We start from the raw sequence: 21,858 nt of genomic DNA, 5'->3' as shown, positions 1-21,858 counted from the left end.
GATATCCACCAACGTGTAAGAAAAGTAAAAAATTGCCAAGAGCGTAGTGACCACGTTCAGCGAGTATAGACGTTCGTCGTGCCGATCTACGTCGTACTTTTTCCGAACTGTTGTGCCATTAATTTGTTGGGAAAGCTGCTTAAAGTAAGGAAGTTGATACACGACGCTCCCCTTGGCCCGGTAGAGCTGGCATTACGCGATCTTTACAGGGGTAAGATCTTAAAACCAGTCGTTTTAGCAGGGCAGGCCATAGCGTAAGGTGAAATTTATTTAAAACCGACATGGCATCATCGGCCATTTTTGTTGAAAGGGTAGGTATACCACAACATAACGAATGTTTAGACTTCTTTAGGTATCGCCTTTGTCAGTTAGTCTCGGCTTGGCGGCTAGCGCCAAAAAAACTGCTGTAAAAGCGGTCTAGACAAAAAAAACCAAGTTAAACCACTTCGCTTTCAAAAACACTTCGTGCGTCTTCTCCCTTACGCTAGGCACATCGAAAGGATCGGCCAAAAGCCGGTCTTTTCAATCGTCAACGTGCAACGGTTTGTCGCCGGTTAATGGCTTCAACCAGGGGAGGTGCCCATGACCACACTATCGACCACGCTGGTGAAACGGCTAGAAGATCCGCGCCTGTTTCGCCAGTACGCTTATGTGAATGGCAAGTGGACGCATGGGGAAGGTGGCCGTGAAGAAGCGGTGTATGACCCAGCAACCAACGAAGCGATCGGGCATATCCCTCTGCTTGAAGCCGAGCAGATTACCGCGGCGGTGGATGCCGCTGAGGCAGCCTTTGTTCACTGGCGCGCACTGCGTGTCGATGAACGCTGCGAGCGCTTGCTGGCTTGGTACGATTTGATTCAGGCCAACCGCGAAGACCTGGCGACCATCATGACCCTGGAGCAGGGCAAACCGCTGCCCGATGCACGGGGCGAAGTAGAGTACGGAGCAAGTTTCGTGCGCTGGTTTGCGGAAGAGGGTAAGCGCACTTACGGGGAAACGATCCCCAGCCATATTCCTAATGCCTCGCTGGGCACTATTAAAGAGCCTGTTGGTATTGCCGCGATGATTACGCCGTGGAATTTTCCGCTGGCAATGATTACCCGTAAAGCGGCGGCCGCGCTGGCTGCTGGCTGCCCGGTGATTGTGAAACCGGCCAATGAAACGCCTTTTTCAGCGCTGGCGCTGGCAGAATTAGCCGAGCGGGCAGGCATACCGGACGGTATCTTTAACGTTGTCTTGGGTGAGCCTGCCGAGGTTTCTAAAATACTGTGCAGCGAGCCACGCATCCGGGCGCTATCGTTTACCGGCTCCACCCGCGTTGGCCGCCTGTTAATGGAGCAAAGTGCGGGAACCGTTAAGCGCCTTTCACTGGAGTTGGGCGGTAATGCGCCGTTTATCGTTGGGCCGGATATGGACCCCAAAGAGGCGGCTTACGCGGCGGTAGACGCCAAGTTTCAAACGGCGGGGCAGGACTGTTTGGCGGCCAACCGGATTCTGGTGCACGAATCCATTCATGACGCCTTTGTTGAACAGTTTACCGAGCGCATGGCGGCATTAACCGTCGGCAATGGTTTGCAGGGCGAGATCGATCTTGGCCCGCTGATTCACCGCCAGGCGGTAGAGAAGGCCGCCTCGATTGTCGATGACGCGATTTCTCGGGGCGCCACGCTGGTGATGGGAGACCAGAACCAAGCGCCGGGCGAAAACTTCTTTATGCCGGTGCTATTAACAGGCGTAACGCCACAAATGAAAGTCTGGCGGGAAGAGAACTTTGCCCCCGTGGCCGGGATTACCGCTTATTCGAGCGACGAAGAAGTTATTGAGCTTGCCAATGATACTGAGTATGGCTTGGCGGCCTATGTGTATACCCATGATATCCGCCGGATCTGGAAGCTGATGCGTGCGCTGGAGTACGGCATGGTCAGTGTAAACTCCGTCAAGATGACCGGCCCACCGGTACCCTTTGGCGGCGTGAAGCAGTCTGGCCTTGGCCGTGAGGGCGGCGCCACCGGTATCGACGAGTACCTCGAAACCAAGTATTACTGCTTAGGCGCGCTGGGGTCGGTTTCGGGAAGCTAGCTGCGCTGATGGTATAAAAATTTACGTTGTTACTAATTTTAAAAAAAATCTTCCTGACTGTAGGAAGGTTTATTGTACAGAGAGAACGTTATGAGCCAACATCAGGACCTGATCGAACGCGACCGCAAAGTCACTTTTCACGCCTCTACCCACCTGCGTGACTTCGCCCATGGCGATGCGCCGGGCCGTGTGATTACCGGCGGTAAAGGCATCAATATCGTGGATAAGGATGGCCGCGAATTTATCGACGGCTTTGCCGGGCTTTACTGCGTTAATATCGGTTATGGTCGCACGGAAATTGCCGAAGCCATTTACAAGCAGGCGATGGAGCTCTCTTACTACCACACCTATGTCGGCCACTCGAACGAGCCGCAGATCGCGCTTTCTGAGCGTATTCTGAAAATCGCTGGCATGAACATGTCCAAGGTCTACTACGGCATGTCGGGCAGTGACGCTAATGAAACCCAGTTGAAAATTGTGCGTTACTACAATAACGTACTTGGCCGCCCGCAGAAGAAAAAAGTTATCTCGCGTATGCGCGGCTACCACGGTTCGGGCATTGCTTCTGGTTCCTTGACCGGTCTTAAGGCGTTTCATGACCACTTTGACCTGCCGATTGATACCATTCGGCATACTGAAGCGCCGCACTACTACCTGCGTGCCGCCGAGCAGCATGGCATGACGGAGCTTGAGTTTTCCTCCTTCTGTGCCGACAAGCTGGAAGCGATGATCCTCGAAGAAGGCCCGGATACGGTGGCGGCGTTTATCGGCGAGCCGGTATTGGGCACAGGCGGTATCGTACCGCCGCCCGAAGGTTACTGGGATGCGATTCAGGCGGTATTGGCCAAGTACGATGTACTGTTGATTGCCGATGAAGTGGTATGTGGCTTTGGGCGTACCGGCTCTGATTTTGGTAGCCACCACTACAACATGAAGCCGGACCTAGTCACGATTGCCAAAGGCCTGACCAGCGCCTATCAGCCGCTTTCTGGCGTGATTGTGGGTGAAAAAGTATGGCAAGTGCTTGAGCAGGGCACGGGGGAGTTTGGCCCAATCGGTCACGGTTGGACCTACTCTGGCCACGCGCTGGGCTGTGCCGCCGGTATTGCCAACCTGGATATCATCGAGCGTGAAAACCTGGTGGGCAACGCGGCTGAAACCGGTGCGTACTTCCAGGCGCAGCTTAAGGCCACGTTTGAAGGCCATCCGCTCTTGGGGGATGTACGCGGTGTTGGCTTAATGGCCGCGCTTGAGTTCTCACCGGATGCCAAGCAGCGCCTGCACTTTGACCCTGCCCTCAAAGTAGGACCGCGAGTGGCCGCCGCCGCCATGGAAGAGAACCTGATTGCTCGCGCCATGCCCCAAGGCGACATTTTAGGTTTTGCGCCTCCGCTGACCATTAACCGCTCAGAAGTTGATGACGTGATTGGCCGTGCCAAGCGCGCCATTGACCGGGTAACCGATGAACTTACCCGCTCAGGCGATTTAAAAGCGGGCCATCAGGAAGCTGCGTTGACGATTTAATGAAAAGACGCTGATCTGGTAACGCCGCTGCTTACTTATGCAGCGGCGTTTTTGTTTTTGGGGTGGGAAGCTATGCTACTAAATACAGTGACGGTGAACGGATACGTTAGGAGTGGCTATGCAACCGGTATTGGCTTTCGATGTATATGGCACGCTGATTGATACCCAAGGCGTTACGGCGGAACTCGAACGGCGACTTAACGATGCCTCCAACGCAGAAGAATTTGCCAAGCGCTGGTGGGAAAAGCAGCTTGAGTACAGCTTTCGGCATGCCTTAATGGGCGCTTATGTGCCTTTTCCAGAATGCACGAGAGAAGCTCTGGTGTTTACCAGCCGCGCGCTGCAAGCAGGTCTTTCTGACAATGACCACGACCACCTCATGGATGTATATGCAGAGCTTCCCGCCTTCCCGGATGTGGTGGATGCGCTTGATCAGTTGCGTGACGCGGGCATTCGTTGCGTGGCGTTTTCCAATGGCACGACGGAGGCGGTAACTCAGTTACTGGTACGTGCCGGTGTAGAAAGCCACATGGATGCGGTGATCAGCGTGGATGATATCAAGCGCTTTAAGCCAGACCCGGCGGTATATAGCTATCTTCGCTCACAGCTGGAAGCGCGCCCTGAGCATACCTGGTTAATTTCAAGCAACGCCTTTGATGTGATTGGTGCAACCCATGCCGGGCTGCGAAGTGCCTGGGTGCGGCGTCATTCCGATGCGCCCTTTGATCCCTGGGGCATTGAACCTGATATGACGGTGCCTGACTTGGAGGCCTTGGCCGAGCGTATTATTTGCCAGGTTGTTAACCGATAAGAACAAGCCGCATAATGACGTACGATTCATATATCAGGACACGATCATGTCAGAGAAAATTTACTGTATTGCTGGCTTCAAACCCAAACCAGGCAAAGAGGAAACGGTGTTTAAAGCGCTTCAGTCGCTGGAGCCAAACACACACCGGGAAGATGCCTGCATTCACTACACGGTGACCCGCCAGATCGATAATCCCTTCGCTCAAGGCACCAGCTATCCGATTGTATTCCATGAAATCTGGGCGAGCCGTGAAGAGTTTGAAGCACATTGTCAGCGTAAAGAGATCCAGGACTTCTTTGCCAAGCACGTTGAATCACCGGATGGCGATATCGAAGATGCCAACGTATGCGTGTATACCGATGAACCGTGGAATTTTGATGCCCCCAAGGTATAACCCCAGCGTGTAGAATGGGTCCACGACACCGATAAACGCGGAGCAACCATGACCGAAACGAAAATGAACGTTGAAAGCTTTAACCTGGACCATACCAAGGTTAAAGCGCCTTATGTACGTCTTGCTGATATCAAACAGGGCCAGAACGGCGACCAGATTCATAAATATGATCTGCGTATCTGCCAGCCGAACAAAGAGCACATGGAGATGCCTGCGCTGCATTCTCTTGAGCACTTGATGGCTGAACTATCGCGTAATCATACCGATAAAGTGGTCGATATCAGCCCGATGGGCTGCCAAACCGGCTTTTATATCGCGATGATCAATCACGATAACTACGACGACGTGTTAACCATCATTGAGCAAACGCTGAACGACGTTCTGGTGGCCACTGAAGTGCCTGCCTGTAACGAAATGCAGTGCGGCTGGGCCGCGAGCCACAGCCTGGAAGGCGCCCAGAAGCTTGCTCGTGACCTGCTTGCCAAGCGTGGCGAATGGACGCAAGTGTTTGCATAAAACGGCCTTTTCAAACCGTTTTTAAGACCGTTCGTTTGACGCCGCTGCAGAGAAAACAAGAACGCCTTCTTCACGGAGGCGTTTTTGTTTGAGCGTTTCTTATAACCGCGTATCAGCGGCCAGTTGCTCAATAGAGCGGGCGACGTCCTGAGCGTCGTGGAGAATCTTGTTCACAATCGCATCAATTTCGCTAACCCTGGATTGCCCGGCTTTGCTTTGTTGAATGACCTGTTGCATGGCTTCGGTGGTGCGTTCGACAAGGTTACTGTTGTCTTTTAGCACTTGGGAAATTTGTGCCACGGCTTCGCTGGACCCTTTAGCCAGTTGGCGTACCTCGTTAGCCACCACGGCAAAGCCGCGCCCTTGTTCACCGGCGCGGGCGGCTTCAACCGCGGCGTTAAGAGAAAGCAGGTTGGTTTGGCTGGCTATTTTGGCAATAGAGGCCGTAATCGCATGAATACTTTGCGACTGTTTATGCAGGGCCTCTACCAGCTCTTGTGCCTGGGCCAGCGTTTGAGCGGCTTGCTCTGAGCCCTTTACCATCTCATCCAAGTGGTCGAGGCTATCTTTGGCGGTACGCTCAATTTGTGACGTGCTGGTTTGGGCGGAGCCAATTGTTCCCGTTGTCGCGTTGGCTTTGTCGACCAGTTGGGTGATGTCCGCTGCGAATTTTACGACCTCGGTCACATTGCCATCTTCATCTTTAACAGGGTTGTAGGTGGCTTCTAGCCAGATGCTTTGGCCATTTTTAGTGATGCGCTCAAAGCGGCCTTTGGTAAAGTCCCCTTGGGCCAAGCGCTCCCAAAAATCAGGATTGTTACGATAGAAGTCAGGTGGGCAAAACATACGGTGGTGTTGACCAATAATATCTTTTTGTTGATACCCCATCGCGGCTTCAAAGTTTTTATTGGCTTCGAGTATTTCCCCTTGAGGGGTAAACTCAATGACGGCCATTGAGTCATTGAGCGCCTTTAGCACGGCCTTTTGCCGTTGAGATTCTTGATGACGCTGGGTGACATCATTCGCTACTTTCAGGATTTCCGTCACATGGCCTCGAAAATTTCGTATAGGCACATACGTCGCCTCTAACCAGACTTCTTCACCGTTGGCACGTACGCGACAAAAACGACCCTGACGGCTATCCCCTGCCGCTAATGAGTGCCAAAACTGCTGATACTCGGTACTGCTGACTTCCTGCTCATCACAAAATATGCGGTGATGCTTACCCTTTATATCGTCTAGTTGATAGCCCATCGCCTCAAGAAAAGGCGGGCTGGCATCCTTAATAATGCCCTGAGGCGTAAATCGAATACACGACGTATGGCGTTTTAAGGCGAGGTAGAGAGGGGCATTAAAAAAGCTTATACGCATTTTTTTGCCTTCTATATTAGGAAGCAGCTAAAAAAGAAGTAGCCAAATAGGAAGGAGCAGGAGCGCTTTAACTATAGTTGACTTTTTGCAATATAAAACTGCGTAACGAAGATGACAAGTACCAGCTATAGAGAGGAGGAAATTGAGCCAGCAGGGAGCGCTATCCATGCCTGAAAAGGCGTACAGAGGTCTATTGACAGACATCTAGATTGCTCCTATAAACACTTATACTCACCACCTCAGGTTCTCATGTTCCTTCTCATCACGATTGCCACGCTTTCCATCGCACTGTCTTTTTTGTGTTCTATTCTTGAAGCGGCTTTACTCTCTATTACGCCCAGCTATATTGCCAGGCTAAAAGAAGAGAAACCCAAGCTGCATGCCTCGCTTAATCAGCTTAAGACCAGCATTGACCGGCCCTTGGCGGCGATACTGACGCTTAATACAATTGCGCATACCGTTGGTGCAACGGCAGTGGGCGCGCAAGCGGCAGTGGTATTCGGCGAAGCCTCCATCGCCATTGTGTCTGCTGTCATGACAATGCTGATTCTGGTGCTGTCTGAAATTATCCCCAAGACGATTGGCGCCACTTATTGGCGCGGGCTGGCACCACTTTTGCCGCGTTTACTAAAGCCGATGATAGTGGGGTTACTGCCCTTTATCTGGATGTCGGAGCAGATTACGCGTCGGCTGGGTACGTCAGAGCATGATGTTGATCTACGTGATGAGATCAAAGTGCTGGCGCGCGTAGGGCTTGAGGAAAAGGTGTTGGATGCCGACGAGTCGCGCACCATCATCAATATGCTTAACTTGCATGACATTGCCGTAAGCCAGGCTATGACGCCAAGAACGGTATGCGTGACAGTGCCCCCTAATATGGACGTCAAAACATTTGATCAGCAGTACGGGAAGACATCCTTTACGCGCTTTCCCGTTATGGATAACGGTGAAATGGCCTTTGGCTATGTGCATAAATCCGATATGTATCACGCCGATGACGCCAAGACCATGCGCGAGCTTATGCACCCCATTGGCAGTGTCGATATTGCGCACAATGTAGAGCAGGTTTTTGCTTCAATGCTCAAGGACCATCTGCACATGCGCGTTGTGTATGACGAGCATGGCACCTTTGTAGGCCTGATTACGCTTGAAGATATTATTGAAACCATCCTGGGTCAGGACATCATTGATGAGACTGACAGCGTGGCTAATTTAAGGCATCACGCCAAGCAGCGCTGGCTGACACGTGTAAAGCATAAAGACCCCAAGGCTAGCGCTTAGGCTAGCCGTGCGAAAGGGTACTTCAAAAGTGACGGGAGCTGACCTTTGAACGTCAGCCAATAGCACGGGTGAATATTCGCTTTCTTAGCACTAAATGTTCTATAGTGGATTGCTTAAAGGTGGTTTAAGGTATTAAAAGCAGTAATCACCCGCGAAGGAGGCACAATGTCATTACGTATTAATGCGGTCGTTCCCGATTTTGAAGCACAAACTAGCCAAGGGCCTATCCAGTTCCACGAGTGGATTGGTGATAGCTGGGCTATTTTATTTTCACACCCCAAGGACTTTACGCCGGTTTGCACCACGGAGTTTGGTGCTGTAGCCACGCTAAGCGCCGAGTGGAAAAAGCGCGGTACTAAAGTGATTGGTGTGTCGGTTGATGGCGTTGAGGATCACAAACGCTGGGCCGACGATATCACCCGGTATAGCGGCAGCGACGTTGATTTTCCGATCATCGCCGATGAAGGCCTTAAGGTTTCCAAACTGTTTGATATGCTGCCCGAAGATGCCTATCTGCCGGATGGCCGTACGCCAGCCGACAGCGCCACGGTACGCTCGGTGTTTATCATTGGGCCGGATAAGCAGCTAAAGCTATCCATGACCTATCCCATGACGGTAGGGCGTAATTTCGCTGAAATTCTACGTGCTCTGGATGCCCTGCAGGCAACCGTTAAACACGGTGTGGCGACTCCCGCTGATTGGACAGTTGGCCAGGATGTTATTATTCCGCCAAGCGTTTCAGATGACGATGCCAAGCAAAAATTTGGTGAGTTTGACGCGGTGCTGCCTTACCTGCGTAAAACATCACTAAAATAAGCGCGCAGTCATAGCGTTCTTACTAAAGCCCCAGGGTTATTAACGCCTTGGGGCTTTTTTAATGGCGCCTGATAACCCATGACGATGTTGCTAACACACGTTGTTTAACCGCGGTTGATACGCTGATCTGTTAGTTGAAGGTTTTGGTTAGCCGCTGAGCTTCCGCAATGGTTTGGGCGGTCTGGCCTGTATTGCGCATAACGCGGTGTAAGTGTTTAGGTCATTTCGCCCTCTTCAACACGCTGTGTGATTGTTGGTTGGCTAGCAGTGGGCAAGCAGGGCTCGTAACCAAAAGCGCCCTTGATGAAAGGGCGCAGATAGCTAACGAAACGTATTCAAGCTGAATATTTAGGCGTGGACGTACTCAACCAGCGCTTGTGCAAAGGTATCGGTGTTGCCCGTGCCACCCATATCGGGCGTGACCATGTCACGGCGGGTCTCTAACACCGAGCGAATGCCGTGGCGGATAGTTTCGCCTTTGTCTGCCATGCCCAGGTGATCAAGCAGCTGTGCTGCAGCCAACAATAGAGCGCAGGGATTGGCGAGCTTTTTACCCGCAATGTCAGGGGCTGAGCCGTGTACCGCTTCAAAAATCGCCGCTCTTTCACCAATATTAGCGCCAGGTGCCAAGCCCAGCCCGCCCACCAGGCCTGCACACAGGTCTGAGAGAATATCGCCAAACAGGTTCGTGGTAACCACTACATCAAACTGATGCGGGTTCATCACCAGCTGCATGCAGGCGTTATCGACAATCATCTCTTGAAACTCAATGTCGGGATATTCGCTTGCGATCTCACGCGCCACATCCAAAAACAGCCCAGAGCTGGTCTTGATAATATTGGCTTTATGCACTGCAGTGACCTTTTTCCGGCCACTGCTTTTGGCCAGCTCAAACGCATAACGCACAATACGCTCGGAGCCTTTACGGGTTACCTTGATCACCGAAATGCCGGTGTTACCGTCGTCGATCATCTCCTGGCCGTCAGACAAATACGCACCTTCGGTATTTTCGCGTACGGTGATCATATCGATATCTTCAAAGCGCGAACGAGTGCCAGGAAAGCTGATCGCCGGGCGTACGTTGGCATAAAGATCAAAGTGACGGCGTAGCTGTACGTTAATGGAGGAGAAGCCCTTGCCAATGGGCGTGGTCAGCGGGCCTTTCAACGCAATGCCGTGTTTCTCTATAGCATCAAGCGATGCCTGCGGGATCAACGTTCCATGATTTTCCAGCGCTGACAGGCCTGCATCTACAAACTCGTACTCAAAGCCGCACTCTAGCGCATCGAGCACGCGCAGGGTGGCATCCATAATTTCAGGCCCAATGCCATCGCCTTTAATCACCGCAATTGAATGGCTCATGTGCTACTCCTCTGGAAGATGGGAACGCGTTGGTCGAAATGTTGACCAGGTTCAATGATGGCGCCTTACGCGCTTGATACCCATGGTAAGCGATGGTGACGCCGAAGCGCATCCTGCGTTGGCTATTTACAGCCAGGCCTCAAGTGCGCCGGGGTGCAGAAGAGGTAGGTTGCTGGTAAACTCTGCGCCGGTTCTGCCGCTTAACCTTCAGTGGCAGGGTAACTTCGTAAAATATCTCGGCAAGGCATCTGCGCAGTGAAACGTTCATTGGCAACATCTGTAGTACTTACCACTGGGTTGATGACTCCACCCTAGGTATTCCCTCTTTCGAAAACGCCATGGCGCGAAAGCGCTTCCACGGCGTTACGGCATTCTATTGCCGTTATTTGGCTACTGACGCTCCTGGCGTCTTCATCCTGCAGCCTGACTCATACAATCTGGTTTTGAATGACGTGACATCTGGCCCTGTGGGGCGGAGTTAGCGCGTCTTGTTTAATCAATAACGATGGACTCCCTGAATGGCACTTTTCAGCAAGCATGAGTGGTTTTCCAATATTAAAGGCGACACTCTTTCGGGCCTGGTCGTCGCGCTGGCGCTGATTCCCGAAGCGATCGCGTTCTCGATTATCGCAGGCGTCGACCCGAAAGTAGGTCTTTATGCCTCGTTCTGTATTGCGGTGATTATCGCCTTTACCGGTGGGCGGCCGGGGATGATCTCTGCGGCCACTGGCGCCATGGCGCTATTGATGGTCACGCTGGTGCGCGAGCATGGCCTTGAGTACTTGCTGGCGGCAACACTTCTAACCGGGGTGTTTCAGATTATTGCCGGGTATTTAAAACTCGCTGAGCTAATGCGCTTTGTGTCGCGCTCGGTCGTTACTGGCTTTGTGAATGCGTTGGCCATTTTGATCTTTATGGCCCAGTTACCTGAGCTAACCAATGTCACTTGGCATGTGTATGTCATGACCCTGGCCGGTTTAGGCATTATCTATTTATTCCCTTATCTGCCGGTGATCGGTAAAACGCTACCCTCGCCACTGGTGTGCATCGTGGTGTTAACCATTGTGTATATGGTGAGCGGTATGGATATTCGCACGGTGGGTGATATGGGCGAACTTCCCGATACGCTGCCGATTTTCCTGTGGCCGAATGTCCCGCTTAACCTTGAAACCTTGATGATTATTCTGCCTTACGCCTTGATGCTGTGTGTGGTGGGTCTGCTGGAATCGATGATGACAGCGACCATTGTGGACGATCTAACTGACACCTCGAGTGATAAAAACCGCGAGTGCAAAGGCCAGGGTGTTGCCAATATTGGTGCCGGGTTGCTGGGTGGTATGGCAGGTTGTGCCATGATTGGTCAGTCGGTGATCAATATTAAATCCGGTGGCCGTACGCGGCTATCCACATTGATTGCGGGCGTTGTACTGCTGCTGTTGGTCGTGTTTCTCGCCGACTGGGTCTCACAAATCCCCATGGCCGCGCTGGTAGCTGTCATGATCATGGTGTCGATAGGCACCTTTAGCTGGGCGTCGATTCGGGATATTAAAAAGCATCCTCTCAGTACCAATATTGTTATGTTGGCGACGGTCGCTGTGACCGTAAGTACCCATAACCTGGCGATCGGGGTCTTTGTTGGCGTGCTGCTGGCGGCGCTGTTTTTTGCCAATAAAGTTGGCAATATCATGTACATCGGCTCTACTGAGATAGAGGCGGGCCGGGAGCGTGAGTATCAGGTCGTTGGGCAGGTCTTCTTCGCCTCTTCCGAGCGCTTTATGGCGGCGTTTGATTTCAAGGAGAGCCTGGACAAGGTAACGATCAATGTATCCAACGCGCACTTCTGGGATGTTACCGCTGTACAGGCACTTGATCGGGTCGTTATCAAGTTCCGCCGTGAAGGCACTGACGTCGTGTTGGTTGGGATGAGCGAAGCCAGCGCCACGGTGGTTGACCGCTACGCGATGCACAACGATCCAAAGGCGGTCGAAAAACTGATGGATGGCCACTAAGCATCTAATAAAGGAGAGCAGCATGCCGGAACATGTAGTTGCCGCAATTGATGGTTCCCGGTTTTCGCAAGGCGTTTGCGATTACGCTTCTTGGGCAAGCCTTGCGCTGGGCGCGCCGCTAACCTTTGTGCATGTGGCCGATAACCATTCAGAAGTGCCAGGCGAGCCGGATCTTTCGGGCCAGCTGTTTTTTGGCGCCCGCGAGCGCTTGCTGGAGGAGTTGATGGGCCTTGATGAGAAGCGTGCCAAGGTCAACCGCGAACAGGGCAGGTTGATGCTGGAAGCAGCCCAAGCGCGCGCCGTTGAAGAGGGCGTTAGCAACGCCGTTACTCGCCAACTGAACGGTACTTTGGTGGAAACACTGGTCGGGCTTGAAAATGAAATGCGCCTGCTGGTGATGGGTAAGCGCGGCGAGACGGCTCATCAAGCCAGCGAGCATCTTGGCTCCAACCTTGAGCGGGTGGTGCGTGAAATGCATCGCCCTATTTTGATGGTGCCCGCCACGTTCAAGCAGCCTGAAAAAGTATTGATTGCGTATGATGGCAGCAAAACGGCTCGCAAAGGTGTGGAAATGCTAGCCCGTTCGCCACTGTTTTCAGGCAGCGAGTGCCATGTACTACTGGTGGATACGGACAATGCAGAGAATCGCCTGGAGCTTGGTTGGGCGCTAGGCACCCTACGTGAAGCAGGCCACAAGGCAGAAGGCGCTATCCGCAACGGCAATGTAGATGATGTGCTGCAAACCTACGAACAAGAGCACGCCATTGACCTCTTGGTCATGGGCGCTTATGGGCACTCGCGCATCCGCCACTTGTTGGTTGGCAGCACGACGACAGCGATGCTGCGTAGCAGCCGTATCCCCGTTCTTATTTTGCGCTAAGTCTCTTTTGTGTTCCTACGGTAAGTCGCTTTGCTACGGGTTAGTAGAGCGACTTTTTAACAATGAAAAAGGGAAAAATTAAAATCTGCAAATGCTGAAATGAGCTTCTATGTTTATTTAAGAGTGTCTTGAACTATTCATCTCTTGAGTAGCGTAAGGAGCCTGACGTGAATCTACCCACGCTTGAACGAACATCACAGCCGTTTAATCCCACCTCTTCCTCTCATCGCTTTGCAGCCAGCCTAATGGCCCAGGCTGATATACAGTTCAACGGCGATCGCCCTTGGGATATGCAGCTTAAAGCGCCTGGTGTGATCGAAAATGCACTAGCGCGTGGCAATCTGGGCTTAGGTGAAAGCTATATGCAGGGGGACTGGGACTGCGATCGGTTGGACGTATTTTTTACCCGCTTGCTGCGCGCGCAATTGCATCAACGTATTAAGCCCACGCAATTGATTTATCACGCGTTGCGTACTCGGTTGTTAAACCGACAAAGCGTTAAGCGGGCTTGGGAAGTGGGCGAGAAGCACTACGATCTTGGCAATGAGTTTTATGCGGCCATGCTTGACCAGCGTATGACGTATACCTGCGGTTATTGGAAAGACGCGTGCACGCTAGATGAAGCACAAGAGGCGAAGCTGGACTTAATTTGCCGAAAGCTGCAGTTAGCACCGGGTATGCGCGTACTTGATATCGGCTGTGGGTGGGGGAGCTTTATGGCTTATGCGGCCGAGCATTATGGCGTTGAGTGTGTCGGCCTGACCATCTCCAAAGAGCAGGCGGATTTTGGTAAACGATTGATCAAAAAAGGCTTGCCGGTAGAGTTCCGTTTACAGGATTACCGCGATGAAACTGAAAGATTTGATCGTATTGTTAGTATTGGCATGTTCGAACATGTGGGCCGTAAAAACTATCGCGCCTATATGGAAGTGGTCAGTCGCTGCCTAAAGGATGAAGGCCTTTTCTTGCTTCATACGATTGGCAAAAACCTTGGTACGACGATGTCCGACCCCTGGATTGATAAATACATTTTTCCGAATGGCGAGTTGCCTACCTTAAGCCATATTACCGATGCGGCTGAAACGCTTTTTGTGGTGGAAGATATACATAACTTTGGAGCTGACTACGATAAAACGCTGATGGCCTGGTATCACAATAGCGAAGCCAATTGGCCCCAGTTTAAAGGTCAGTTTAATCCAACGTTTTATCGTATGTGGCGCTACTACCTGTTGAGTTGTGCGGGAGCCTTTAGAGCACGTGAGATTCAGCTGTGGCAACTGGTGTTCAGCAAACAGGGTGTAGCGGGAGGATACGCGCGGGTTAGCTAGTTGCCTCGCTCACGGTCAGGCAGCAATTTACCGGGTACCCAGCGTAGATAGAAGATCATTCCAAAAAGCTCTACCAGTGACTGAAAAATAATCACTACGACTGCGGGTTGCCATGCGCCAGGCAGAGCCAAGGCGATGGGCAGCATGACAAACGAGTTGCGTGTGCCAAAGCTAAAAGCCAGCGTGCGGGCACTGGCGGTTGGCAAACGGAACAGCCTGCCCAGCGCACGACCCAGCCAGCCCGCAAACACTAAAAAAACCATGAAGATCAACATGACCTGAGTCATCACATGATACAGCCCGCCCAGATGGTTGACCTGTGACGCTGCAATAATAAAGACCACAAAGGCAAGCAGTGGCACGGGCAGTATGCCCAGGTGATAGATGGCGCGCTTGGTGCGCCTATGCCGAGTAGCAGCAAATTCCGTTAGCCCGGCAAGCGCCAAGGGAAACAGGATAAGGCCCGCAAAGGCAACGATTAGTGAGGTGGAGAGTGCCAGATGAAACCACTCCGATCCCAGAAAGAGCCAGAGATAAATAGGTAGAGCGACCATCTGCACCAGTAGCAGCAGCGGAGCGGCCGCGACAGCGCGGGGCGCATCTCCCTTGCCCAAGTGAGTAAAACTGATAAACCAGTCGGTGCAGGGCACCAGCAGTACCAGCAAGACGCCGGCCAATACCGCAGGTGAGAGCGGCAGCCAAGCGACCACCAGCCCCAGAAAGGCCGGAATGGCGATAAAGTTGCCCACTAGCAGCGCCGTCATAAAGCGGCCGTCGGTAAGGCCGCGCGCCACGCTAAGCAAAGGAATCTGGCTAAAGGTGGTGTACATCAAAAGGCCTAACAGCGGCCACAGTAACTGCTCCAGCACATCGGCCAGCGCCGGTGACACAACGCCCAAGGCCAGCCCTAGGCCAATGCAGACCAGGTAAATCCAGCACTGGTGTTTTTCCATCTGCTCGCGCATTGGTTTTCCCTGAGTGATTTTTCTTGAGTATTTATTGGCGGCGAAGTGCCAAGCGCTCGCCTGCCATGGCGGCCAATAGCCATAGCGGCAGGCTCACCAGCACGTACGAAAGCCCCCACCAGCCTTGGCCATGGTTAAGGAAATGCAGCGTTTCCAGGCTAAACAGTGAAAAGGTCGTAAAGCCGCCGCAAAAACCTGCCACGAGCAGCGGGTGCCAGTAGGTCAGTTTGCTATGGGGTGCACGTAGCGCGGTGGCGGCTATCCAGCCGATCAAACCCGACCCCAGTACGTTGACGATCAGCGTGCCCCACGGGAAATAGCTACCCAAGGCCGCTTGGGAGACAAGCGATACGGCGTAGCGCAGTGCGCTGCCCAGGCCGCTACCAACCCCGACGGCAAGGTAGCATTTCCAAGTCCTCATACGCGGCACCCTGCCAGCACCCAGCCCAACGCTGCCATACCAATGCCCAGCACCAGTGTGCCGCCCATGTTGAGTGCCGCACGGCCCGATTGACCGCCTTGCCAAAGTTCAAGAGTTTGCAGGCTAAACGATGAGACCGTGGTATAGCCGCCGAGTAGGCCAGTTACGCTAAACAGCCAGAACGCCGTTGGTGTGTCAGGCAGGCCTTGGCGGCCCAATAGCCAGCCTGCGGCCAGCGCGCCGGTCGCGTTAACAACGAGCGTGCCCCAGGGAAACGCCTTGCCCAGCCAGCGCGCTAACAGGTTGGAAAGAGCAAACCTGGCCATTCCCCCGAGTGCGCCGCCCAGCGCGATAAGCAGTACGCTTGCGATGCCTGGACCCATGTTTTCTCCACTGACTAACAAAAGGGGGTCTTCGATAAGCGGCCAATTCTAACATGCGTTTTCAAGGCGCAGAAAAATGCCTTGCGTGGGTAGCCGCGCAAGGCATTAGTGTATTACTTATAGATCGTTAGGCTGGCAGGACGCTGCCCTGATGGCTTGGCGCTGCCTCCGCGTGTGTAGTGGCGACGCGGTTGATGCCCGAGATCAGGGCTTTCAAAGAAGCGCTCACCGTGTCGCTATCTTCGGCAACGGCGCAAATGCGCTGGCCATCAATGCTCAACTGTACAAAGGCAATGGCGTTGGCTTCGCTACCACCGCCCAACGAGTGCTCACTGTAGTCGATAATCGTCACGTTAACACCGGAGTGCTTCTGCCAGGCAGCGGTAAAGGCCGACATGGCACCGTTGCCGGAACCAGACAGGCGCAGGGTTTCGCTACCTTGCCACAAGGTCACTTCAAGCCCTTCGTGCTGGCCCTTGGAAAGCTGATAGTCCGCTAGCGACAGTGGCGTTTCCTGGGTGAAGTTATCGAACATCACTTGGCGGATCATCTCGCTTGAGAGTTCGCTGGCGCGCTCTTCGCTCTCTTTTTGTACATAGGGGGCCAAGGCCAGCATCATCCAGCGTGGCAGGTTGATGCCGTAGTCGCGCTCAAGCAAAAAGGCCATGCCGCCCTTGCCGGACTGGCTGTTGACTCGAATCACGGCCTGGTAGTCGCGGCCAATGTCGTGGGGATCAATCGGCAGGTAAGCCACTTGCCACGGTTCGTCGGGCTTCTGGTGCTTGAGGGATTTACGAATCGCATCCTGATGGCTACCAGAGAAGGCGGTATACACCATTTCACCTACCCAAGGGTGGCGTGGGTGCATGGTAATGCCGGTGCACTCGTGAACGACCTGAATGATTTCATCCGGGTTGGAAAGATCAAGGTTAGGATCAATCCCTTGGCTGTAGAGGTTCATGGCCAGCGTGATGATGTCCATGTTGCCGGTACGCTCGCCATTACCCAGCAGCGTGCCTTCCACACGGTCGGCACCGGCAAGCAAGGCAAGTTCGGCTGAGGCTACTGCACCGCCTCGGTCGTTGTGGGTATGCACCGAGATAATCACGCTATCGCGACGACTGATGTGCTGGCAGAAGTATTCGATCTGGTCGGCATGGTGGTGAGGGCCAGCCACTTCGACGGTCGTCGGCAGGTTGAGAATGCACTTGTTCTCAGGCGTTGGCTGCCAAACGTCCATCACCGCTTCACAAATCGCCAGCGAGAAGTCGATTTCGGTGCTGGAGAAGCTCTCCGGTGAATACTGAAAACGCCAGGCAACGTCTGGATAGCGCTCGGCATACTGTTTAACCCAGGTAGCGCCCTGAACGGCAATATCGGTAATACCGTCGCGGTCCATCTCAAACACGCGCTCGCGCTGAATGGTCGAGGTCGAGTTATACAGGTGGATAATAGCGCGCTTGGCACCCACTAAAGCTTCAAAGGTTTTTTCAATCAAATGCTCGCGACACTGCACCAGCACCGCGATAGTGACATCCTCAGGAATCTGATCTTCTTCAATTAACCAGCGCACAAAATCAAAGTCGGGTTGGCTGGCGGAAGGGAACCCCACCATGACTTCTTTAATGCCCACCTTGACGATCTGGTGCCAGAAGCGCTTTTTCTGCTCAACGGTCATCGGCTCTAGCAGCGCCTGGTTACCATCACGTAGGTCCTCACTTACCCAGATCGGCGCACGATCAAGGTCACGGTCAGGCCATTGACGGTTAAACGCAGGAACGCGCGGTGCTGGGCGATATTTACGATGATCGAAAGCAGACATGATGAGATTCCTAAGGGGTTAATGACTTGGAAAACTGGCCGCTTGTAGGTAGGCCTTTGTTCATCGGTGCAGACTCATGATGCAGAGTATGGCACACAACCGTTAACTGCTTTTGGCAGTGAGGATAGTGTAACGGGTTTATAGCGCTAGGTTGTTGCTAAAAATGAATAAAAATGGCATTAATTGGCAGTATGTTTTAATAATTTATAATTTCTTAGCAGAGGCTGCTGTTTATGTCGGTGACGCCATTGACGCTTGACCGTTTTGACCGCCAGATTTTGACGATTCTGCAGCAAGAAGGGCGGATCAGTAACCAGGAATTGGCTGATCGAATTGGCCTTTCGGCATCGCCCTGTTTACGCCGGGTGCGTGCGCTGGAAGAGCACGGCTTGATTATGCAGTATCGCGCTGAGGTAGATGCTCGCCAGTTGGGCTACCAACTGATGGTACTGCTGCATATTGCCATGGACCAGCATACCTCCGAGCGGTTTGAGAACTTTGAACGCCACATCCGAAAAATTCCCAACGTGATCGAATGTCTGATCATTACCGGGCAGGCTGCCGACTTTCAGCTAAAGATTTTAGTCCAGGATATGGATGATTATCAGCATTTACTGCTGCACGTTATTAACCGTATTGAAGGTGTCACAGGGGCGCATACCAGCTTTGTGTTACGCCGGGTTTTTGAACATCGGCCGGTACCCACACAGCGCTGAACAGGAAAGCGTGGTCAGTCACTGAGTCGCCGTTTACACTGTTTTTTTCCCATTTTTTAGGAGAGTGTTCTATGACGATCGAACGTCACGATACCAAGGCCCGCATGAGTCGCGCCGTTATCCACCAAGGGGTTGCTTATTTGTGTGGTCAGGTTGCCGGGCCTGAGGCGCGTCATGGCGATATTAAGGCGCAGACAGAAAGCATGCTGGCGCGTGTCGATGCGCTGTTAAAAGAGATCGGCTCAAGCCGTGAGCAGCTATTAAGCGCCACGATTTATCTCAAGGACGGCAGCGATGTCGTCGCCATGAATGAGGTGTGGGATGCCTGGGTACCCGAAGGCTACGCGCCAGCGCGCACCTGCGTATGTGCCCCGATGCCTGCCGACGAGTTAAAAGTAGAAATAACCGTGACCACCGCCGTATAGAACGGAAGACTTTCTAGCTGGTTGAGCTAGTCCAGCGGAAAGCGGGTGTCGCGCAGGCTGTCCTTGATTTTTTTCAAGTGCGGTAAGAAGTCTTCGCCACGCCGTAGTGTGACGCCGGTGGCCAGAGCGTCAATCAAGGTAAGCTGAATCACCCTTGACGTCATGGGCATGTAGTGGTCGGTGTCTTCAGGGGTTGCCACGTTAAGCGTGGCGCTGCACTCGTTGGCAAGCGGTGACGCGGGGGCTGTAATACCCAGCACAACAGCGCCAGATTCGCGCGCTACACGGGCGATATCTACCAGCTCACGGGTGCGTCCGGTGTAGGAAATAATCACCACCACATCGCCCGTATGGCAGGACGCCGCCACCATGCGCTGCATCAATACATCGGCGTAGGCCATGACCGGTAGATTGAACCGAAAAAACTTATGCTGGGCATCCTGAGCGACGGCACCTGATGCGCCTAACCCAAAAAAGTGAATCTGCTTTGCCTGGGTTAGGTAGTCGACCATTCGTTCAATGGCCGCCATATCAATATCACGCTGGGCTTCATCCAGCGCGGCAATGGTGGCGCCAAAAATTTTCTGCGTGTATTGGGCCGCCGTATCGCCGGGCTCAACGGCGCGGGTCACGTAGGGTGTCCCACCCGCCAGGCTTTGCGCGAGCTTGATTTTAAAGTCGGGATATCCCTTGGCGCCAAAATTGCGGCAAAACCGGTTAACGGTCGGCTCGCTGACACTGGCGGCTTGGGCCAGGCTTGCGATGCTTAAGCTGGTAGCGGCTGTCGGATCGTCCAGGATCACGTTAGCAACTTTACGCTCGGAGCGGTTTAATTCTTCTAAGCGTTCGCGTAAGCGGTCAAGCAAGTCATGCGCCATTAAGCAGGCTCCAAAGCAGTGTGGGGCGGAAGTTGTGATGTCTAATCTTTACACCAGGCAACAAACACATTGGCTGGCAGTGGTCGAGCATAATAGTCCCCTTGCGCTGCTTCGCAACCGATAGAGTGTAAATCGGCGGCGTGTTCGGCGGTTCCAATCCCTTCTGCCACAATATCACAACCCACCGCGTAGGCTAATTGGGTAATCATAACGGCAAGTTGGCGATCAACTGCGTTTTTATTAGGGGCGGCATAGCACCACTGTTATAGCCTTTATCAGCCACTAGCGCCGCGCCAGAAGGTAACTCGGCAATCAGTGCCGGAGCCTCTACTCTGCGGGTTTGCTCTTATCCTGCCAATATCTCTGCAATGAAACGCCAACAGCTCCTAATGAATAAGCTTTAACGTAAACGAAGCAGTTTCATAAGCCAGCGCCGGTAGGGCGGCTGCAAAATTCTGCTGGTAGCGTGTTTTGTTTGATAAAACACACCACGTAAATGGCTAAAGCGCTCAAAACCGTGGCGCCCATGATAAGCCCCCATGCCACTTTCACCGATACCGCCAAACGGTAAGGTGGGGACCGCGTGATGGAGCAGTGTTTCATTAAAAACAAGCGCACCGGAACGAGTCTGTTGCAGTAACCGCGTTTGAAGCGTTTTATCATTAGTAAACGTATATACCACTAGAGCGTGCGGACGTGCATTCACAAACCCAATCGCCGCCTCCATATTTTTAACACCGATAACGGGGAGCGCGCGGCCAAAAATCTCTTCGTGCATCACAGAAAGTGTTTGGGTGGGGTCGATAACCAGCGCAGGGGCATGGTTGCCGTGATCGATGACTCGGCAGCCGTGGTTACGGGCTTCTGTCAGCAGGCCCTCTACGCGTGCGCGATGGGCATCATTGATCGGGCTGGTTGCTTCTCTGCTATCAGGGCGCTGCTGGACAATAGCACGGCTTAGTGCGCTAACCAGGGACTCAAGATGGCGGCTTTCTACAAGAACGTAGTCGGGTGCCAAACACGTTTGCCCACCGTTAAGCCCCTTGCCGAATATAATGGCCGTGGCCGCTTTATCCATGTCGGCATCACCTGCCACCAGCGCGGGGGATTTACCGCCTAGCTCCAGGGTCACTGGCGTAAGGTTGGCTGCCGCAGCACTAGCCACGTGACGTCCAATGCTGGTCGAACCGGTAAACACCAGGTGATCAAAGGGAAGCTTGCTAAATGCCTGAGCGGTCGATGCATCTCCTTGAATGACGACGAGTTCATCCTGGGTAAAATATTGGCAAGCCAAGCGAGCGAGCAAGGTGCTGGTGTGAGGTGTTAGCTCACTGGGCTTTAGCATGACAACATTACCGGCGGCAAAGGCGTCAATAACGGGCAGTAGCGCAAGACTCCACGGGTAATTCCAGGGGGAAATAACCCCAACGATGCCCAATGGCTGCGGGGCTATGCGTGCTTGTGCCGGTAACAGGCGCCAAGGCACACCGACGCGCCAGGGGCGCATCCAGCGCCAGAGGTGACGGCGCGCATAACGTATGGCCTGTAGCACGGCACTAATTTCCGCCAAGTGGATTTCTGTGTCGCTACGCTGGCCAAAGTCCGTTTGAATAGCCCGCACAATCTCATGCTGATGACGCTTGGTCATTTGCGCTAAACGTGCCAATCGTGCGCGACGAACACTTAGCGTTGGAAAAGGCGTTTGATCAACAGCGTGTCGTTGGGCATTAAAGATACCTGTTAAATCGTGCTGCATAACCGCTCCTTATCTTCCGTACCTGGATGTCTTGGGGCGCAATAGTGGCTTGTAAGCGCTACGTTAATGTTCGTGTCGTAAGGCTAAGACGGTAGTTAAGACGATAGTAAGGGTAACGCTG

Annotated in this window: 20 protein-coding genes and 1 pseudogene; 12 read left to right on the top strand and 9 right to left on the bottom strand. The window is 53.1% G+C overall.

Features of this window, described 5'->3' with window-relative positions; translation table 11 throughout:
* Window positions 1–582: 582 nt before the first annotated feature.
* From ACT3T7_RS14995 to ACT3T7_RS14975, 5 genes are all read left to right on the top strand, one after another.
* Complete coding sequence (locus ACT3T7_RS14995) at window positions 583–2,079, top strand: NAD-dependent succinate-semialdehyde dehydrogenase (RefSeq protein ID WP_172117475.1); 1,497 nt, start codon at window positions 583–585, stop codon at window positions 2,077–2,079.
* 90 nt (window positions 2,080–2,169) lie between these two features.
* Complete coding sequence (locus tag ACT3T7_RS14990) at window positions 2,170–3,603, top strand: aspartate aminotransferase family protein (RefSeq protein ID WP_444631456.1); 1,434 nt, start codon at window positions 2,170–2,172, stop codon at window positions 3,601–3,603.
* A gap of 118 nt (window positions 3,604–3,721) precedes the next feature.
* Window positions 3,722–4,414 (top strand): haloacid dehalogenase type II, encoded by a 693-nt coding sequence (locus ACT3T7_RS14985; RefSeq protein WP_444631455.1) that lies wholly within the window; start codon window positions 3,722–3,724, stop codon window positions 4,412–4,414.
* Between the two features lie 46 nt (window positions 4,415–4,460).
* Window positions 4,461–4,808 carry a putative quinol monooxygenase gene (locus ACT3T7_RS14980; protein ID WP_444631454.1) on the top strand — a complete coding sequence of 116 codons (348 nt, stop codon included), beginning with the start codon at window positions 4,461–4,463 and terminating at the stop codon, window positions 4,806–4,808.
* Between the two features lie 48 nt (window positions 4,809–4,856).
* Window positions 4,857–5,324, top strand: a complete 468-nt coding sequence (locus ACT3T7_RS14975; RefSeq protein ID WP_444631453.1) for an S-ribosylhomocysteine lyase — start codon at window positions 4,857–4,859, stop codon at window positions 5,322–5,324.
* A gap of 99 nt (window positions 5,325–5,423) precedes the next feature.
* Here ACT3T7_RS14975 and ACT3T7_RS14970 read toward each other — a convergent pair whose 3' ends face one another.
* Window positions 5,424–6,695 carry a methyl-accepting chemotaxis protein gene (locus ACT3T7_RS14970; RefSeq protein WP_444631452.1) on the bottom strand — a complete coding sequence of 424 codons (1,272 nt, stop codon included), beginning with the start codon at window positions 6,693–6,695 and terminating at the stop codon, window positions 5,424–5,426.
* 249 nt (window positions 6,696–6,944) lie between these two features.
* Here ACT3T7_RS14970 and ACT3T7_RS14965 point away from each other — a divergent pair, with 249 nt between their 5' ends.
* Entirely contained in the window at window positions 6,945–7,976 is a 1,032-nt protein-coding gene (locus tag ACT3T7_RS14965; protein ID WP_172117479.1) for a CNNM domain-containing protein, read from the top strand.
* Between the two features lie 165 nt (window positions 7,977–8,141).
* Window positions 8,142–8,792 carry a peroxiredoxin gene (locus tag ACT3T7_RS14960; RefSeq protein ID WP_087111990.1) on the top strand — a complete coding sequence of 217 codons (651 nt, stop codon included), beginning with the start codon at window positions 8,142–8,144 and terminating at the stop codon, window positions 8,790–8,792.
* Window positions 8,793–9,140: 348 nt separating this feature from the next.
* Here the strand turns inward: ACT3T7_RS14960 and ACT3T7_RS14955 are convergent, their stop codons facing one another.
* The gene (locus tag ACT3T7_RS14955; protein WP_444631451.1) at window positions 9,141–10,154 is read right to left on the bottom strand and encodes an isocitrate dehydrogenase; all 1,014 of its coding nucleotides are present in this window, start codon (window positions 10,152–10,154) and stop codon (window positions 9,141–9,143) included.
* A 518-nt stretch (window positions 10,155–10,672) separates the two neighbouring features.
* Here ACT3T7_RS14955 and ACT3T7_RS14950 point away from each other — a divergent pair.
* From ACT3T7_RS14950 to cfa, 3 genes are all read left to right on the top strand, one after another.
* Complete coding sequence (locus tag ACT3T7_RS14950) at window positions 10,673–12,163, top strand: SulP family inorganic anion transporter (protein WP_444631450.1); 1,491 nt, start codon at window positions 10,673–10,675, stop codon at window positions 12,161–12,163.
* A gap of 22 nt (window positions 12,164–12,185) precedes the next feature.
* Complete coding sequence (locus tag ACT3T7_RS14945; RefSeq protein WP_172117482.1) at window positions 12,186–13,043, top strand: universal stress protein; 858 nt, start codon at window positions 12,186–12,188, stop codon at window positions 13,041–13,043.
* 167 nt (window positions 13,044–13,210) lie between these two features.
* Window positions 13,211–14,371: a cyclopropane fatty acyl phospholipid synthase gene (gene cfa, locus ACT3T7_RS14940; protein WP_172117483.1), complete on the top strand. Its 1,161-nt coding sequence runs from the start codon at window positions 13,211–13,213 to the stop codon at window positions 14,369–14,371.
* Here cfa and ACT3T7_RS14935 read toward each other — a convergent pair.
* The 4 genes from ACT3T7_RS14935 to ACT3T7_RS14920 form a co-directional block, all read right to left on the bottom strand.
* Entirely contained in the window at window positions 14,368–15,336 is a 969-nt protein-coding gene (locus tag ACT3T7_RS14935) for an arsenic resistance protein (protein ID WP_444631449.1), read from the bottom strand. The genes cfa and ACT3T7_RS14935 overlap by 4 nt on opposite strands.
* A gap of 31 nt (window positions 15,337–15,367) precedes the next feature.
* The gene (gene crcB / locus ACT3T7_RS14930; protein ID WP_193054453.1) at window positions 15,368–15,757 is read right to left on the bottom strand and encodes a fluoride efflux transporter CrcB; all 390 of its coding nucleotides are present in this window, start codon (window positions 15,755–15,757) and stop codon (window positions 15,368–15,370) included.
* Entirely contained in the window at window positions 15,754–16,140 is a 387-nt protein-coding gene (crcB, locus tag ACT3T7_RS14925; protein ID WP_193054454.1) for a fluoride efflux transporter CrcB, read from the bottom strand. Before crcB (ACT3T7_RS14925) ends, crcB (ACT3T7_RS14930) begins: the two co-directional genes overlap by 4 nt.
* A gap of 127 nt (window positions 16,141–16,267) precedes the next feature.
* Complete coding sequence (locus ACT3T7_RS14920; protein ID WP_193054455.1) at window positions 16,268–17,962, bottom strand: 2-isopropylmalate synthase; 1,695 nt, start codon at window positions 17,960–17,962, stop codon at window positions 16,268–16,270.
* Between the two features lie 233 nt (window positions 17,963–18,195).
* On the opposite strand from ACT3T7_RS14920, the gene ACT3T7_RS14915 reads away from it, so the two are divergent.
* Window positions 18,196–18,678: an Lrp/AsnC family transcriptional regulator gene (locus ACT3T7_RS14915; protein ID WP_172117488.1), complete on the top strand. Its 483-nt coding sequence runs from the start codon at window positions 18,196–18,198 to the stop codon at window positions 18,676–18,678.
* A 71-nt stretch (window positions 18,679–18,749) separates the two neighbouring features.
* On the top strand, window positions 18,750–19,103 hold the full coding sequence (locus ACT3T7_RS14910; protein ID WP_193054457.1) for a RidA family protein: 354 nt from the start codon (window positions 18,750–18,752) through the stop codon (window positions 19,101–19,103).
* Between the two features lie 26 nt (window positions 19,104–19,129).
* Here the strand turns inward: ACT3T7_RS14910 and ACT3T7_RS14905 are convergent, their stop codons facing one another.
* The 3 genes and pseudogenes from ACT3T7_RS14905 to ACT3T7_RS14895 form a co-directional block, all read right to left on the bottom strand.
* On the bottom strand, window positions 19,130–19,981 hold the full coding sequence (locus ACT3T7_RS14905; protein WP_193054458.1) for a MurR/RpiR family transcriptional regulator: 852 nt from the start codon (window positions 19,979–19,981) through the stop codon (window positions 19,130–19,132).
* A 41-nt stretch (window positions 19,982–20,022) separates the two neighbouring features.
* A pseudogene (locus ACT3T7_RS14900) lies at window positions 20,023–20,205 on the bottom strand (EAL domain-containing protein); the annotation flags it as partial.
* A 176-nt stretch (window positions 20,206–20,381) separates the two neighbouring features.
* Window positions 20,382–21,737, bottom strand: coding sequence for an aldehyde dehydrogenase family protein (locus ACT3T7_RS14895; RefSeq protein ID WP_444631448.1), 1,356 nt, complete (start codon window positions 21,735–21,737; stop codon window positions 20,382–20,384).
* Between the last annotated feature and the right edge of the window lie 121 nt (window positions 21,738–21,858).

This window comes from Halomonas sp. 111 (genome assembly GCF_052379685.1).
GTDB lineage: Bacteria > Pseudomonadota > Gammaproteobacteria > Pseudomonadales > Halomonadaceae > Vreelandella > Vreelandella citrativorans.
The sequence above is the reverse complement of the archived record's forward strand: the minus strand, read 5'-3'. Positions and strand labels throughout refer to the sequence as shown.

Excerpts from the sequence above, each read along its gene's own strand:
- ACT3T7_RS14995 (WP_172117475.1), top strand. The coding sequence starts at position 583 with ATGACCACACTATCGACCACGCTGGTGAAACGGCTAGAAGATCCGCGC.
- ACT3T7_RS14990 (WP_444631456.1), top strand. The coding sequence starts at position 2,170 with ATGAGCCAACATCAGGACCTGATCGAACGCGACCGCAAAGTCACTTTT.
- ACT3T7_RS14985 (WP_444631455.1), top strand. The coding sequence starts at position 3,722 with ATGCAACCGGTATTGGCTTTCGATGTATATGGCACGCTGATTGATACC.
- ACT3T7_RS14980 (WP_444631454.1), top strand. The coding sequence starts at position 4,461 with ATGTCAGAGAAAATTTACTGTATTGCTGGCTTCAAACCCAAACCAGGC.
- ACT3T7_RS14975 (WP_444631453.1), top strand. The coding sequence starts at position 4,857 with ATGACCGAAACGAAAATGAACGTTGAAAGCTTTAACCTGGACCATACC.
- ACT3T7_RS14970 (WP_444631452.1), bottom strand. The coding sequence starts at position 6,695 with ATGCGTATAAGCTTTTTTAATGCCCCTCTCTACCTCGCCTTAAAACGC.
- ACT3T7_RS14965 (WP_172117479.1), top strand. The coding sequence starts at position 6,945 with ATGTTCCTTCTCATCACGATTGCCACGCTTTCCATCGCACTGTCTTTT.
- ACT3T7_RS14960 (WP_087111990.1), top strand. The coding sequence starts at position 8,142 with ATGTCATTACGTATTAATGCGGTCGTTCCCGATTTTGAAGCACAAACT.
- ACT3T7_RS14955 (WP_444631451.1), bottom strand. The coding sequence starts at position 10,154 with ATGAGCCATTCAATTGCGGTGATTAAAGGCGATGGCATTGGGCCTGAA.
- ACT3T7_RS14950 (WP_444631450.1), top strand. The coding sequence starts at position 10,673 with ATGGCACTTTTCAGCAAGCATGAGTGGTTTTCCAATATTAAAGGCGAC.
- ACT3T7_RS14945 (WP_172117482.1), top strand. The coding sequence starts at position 12,186 with ATGCCGGAACATGTAGTTGCCGCAATTGATGGTTCCCGGTTTTCGCAA.
- ACT3T7_RS14935 (WP_444631449.1), bottom strand. The coding sequence starts at position 15,336 with ATGCGCGAGCAGATGGAAAAACACCAGTGCTGGATTTACCTGGTCTGC.
- crcB (WP_193054453.1), bottom strand. The coding sequence starts at position 15,757 with ATGAGGACTTGGAAATGCTACCTTGCCGTCGGGGTTGGTAGCGGCCTG.
- crcB (WP_193054454.1), bottom strand. The coding sequence starts at position 16,140 with ATGGGTCCAGGCATCGCAAGCGTACTGCTTATCGCGCTGGGCGGCGCA.
- ACT3T7_RS14920 (WP_193054455.1), bottom strand. The coding sequence starts at position 17,962 with ATGTCTGCTTTCGATCATCGTAAATATCGCCCAGCACCGCGCGTTCCT.
- ACT3T7_RS14915 (WP_172117488.1), top strand. The coding sequence starts at position 18,196 with ATGTCGGTGACGCCATTGACGCTTGACCGTTTTGACCGCCAGATTTTG.
- ACT3T7_RS14910 (WP_193054457.1), top strand. The coding sequence starts at position 18,750 with ATGACGATCGAACGTCACGATACCAAGGCCCGCATGAGTCGCGCCGTT.
- ACT3T7_RS14905 (WP_193054458.1), bottom strand. The coding sequence starts at position 19,981 with ATGGCGCATGACTTGCTTGACCGCTTACGCGAACGCTTAGAAGAATTA.
- ACT3T7_RS14895 (WP_444631448.1), bottom strand. The coding sequence starts at position 21,737 with ATGCAGCACGATTTAACAGGTATCTTTAATGCCCAACGACACGCTGTT.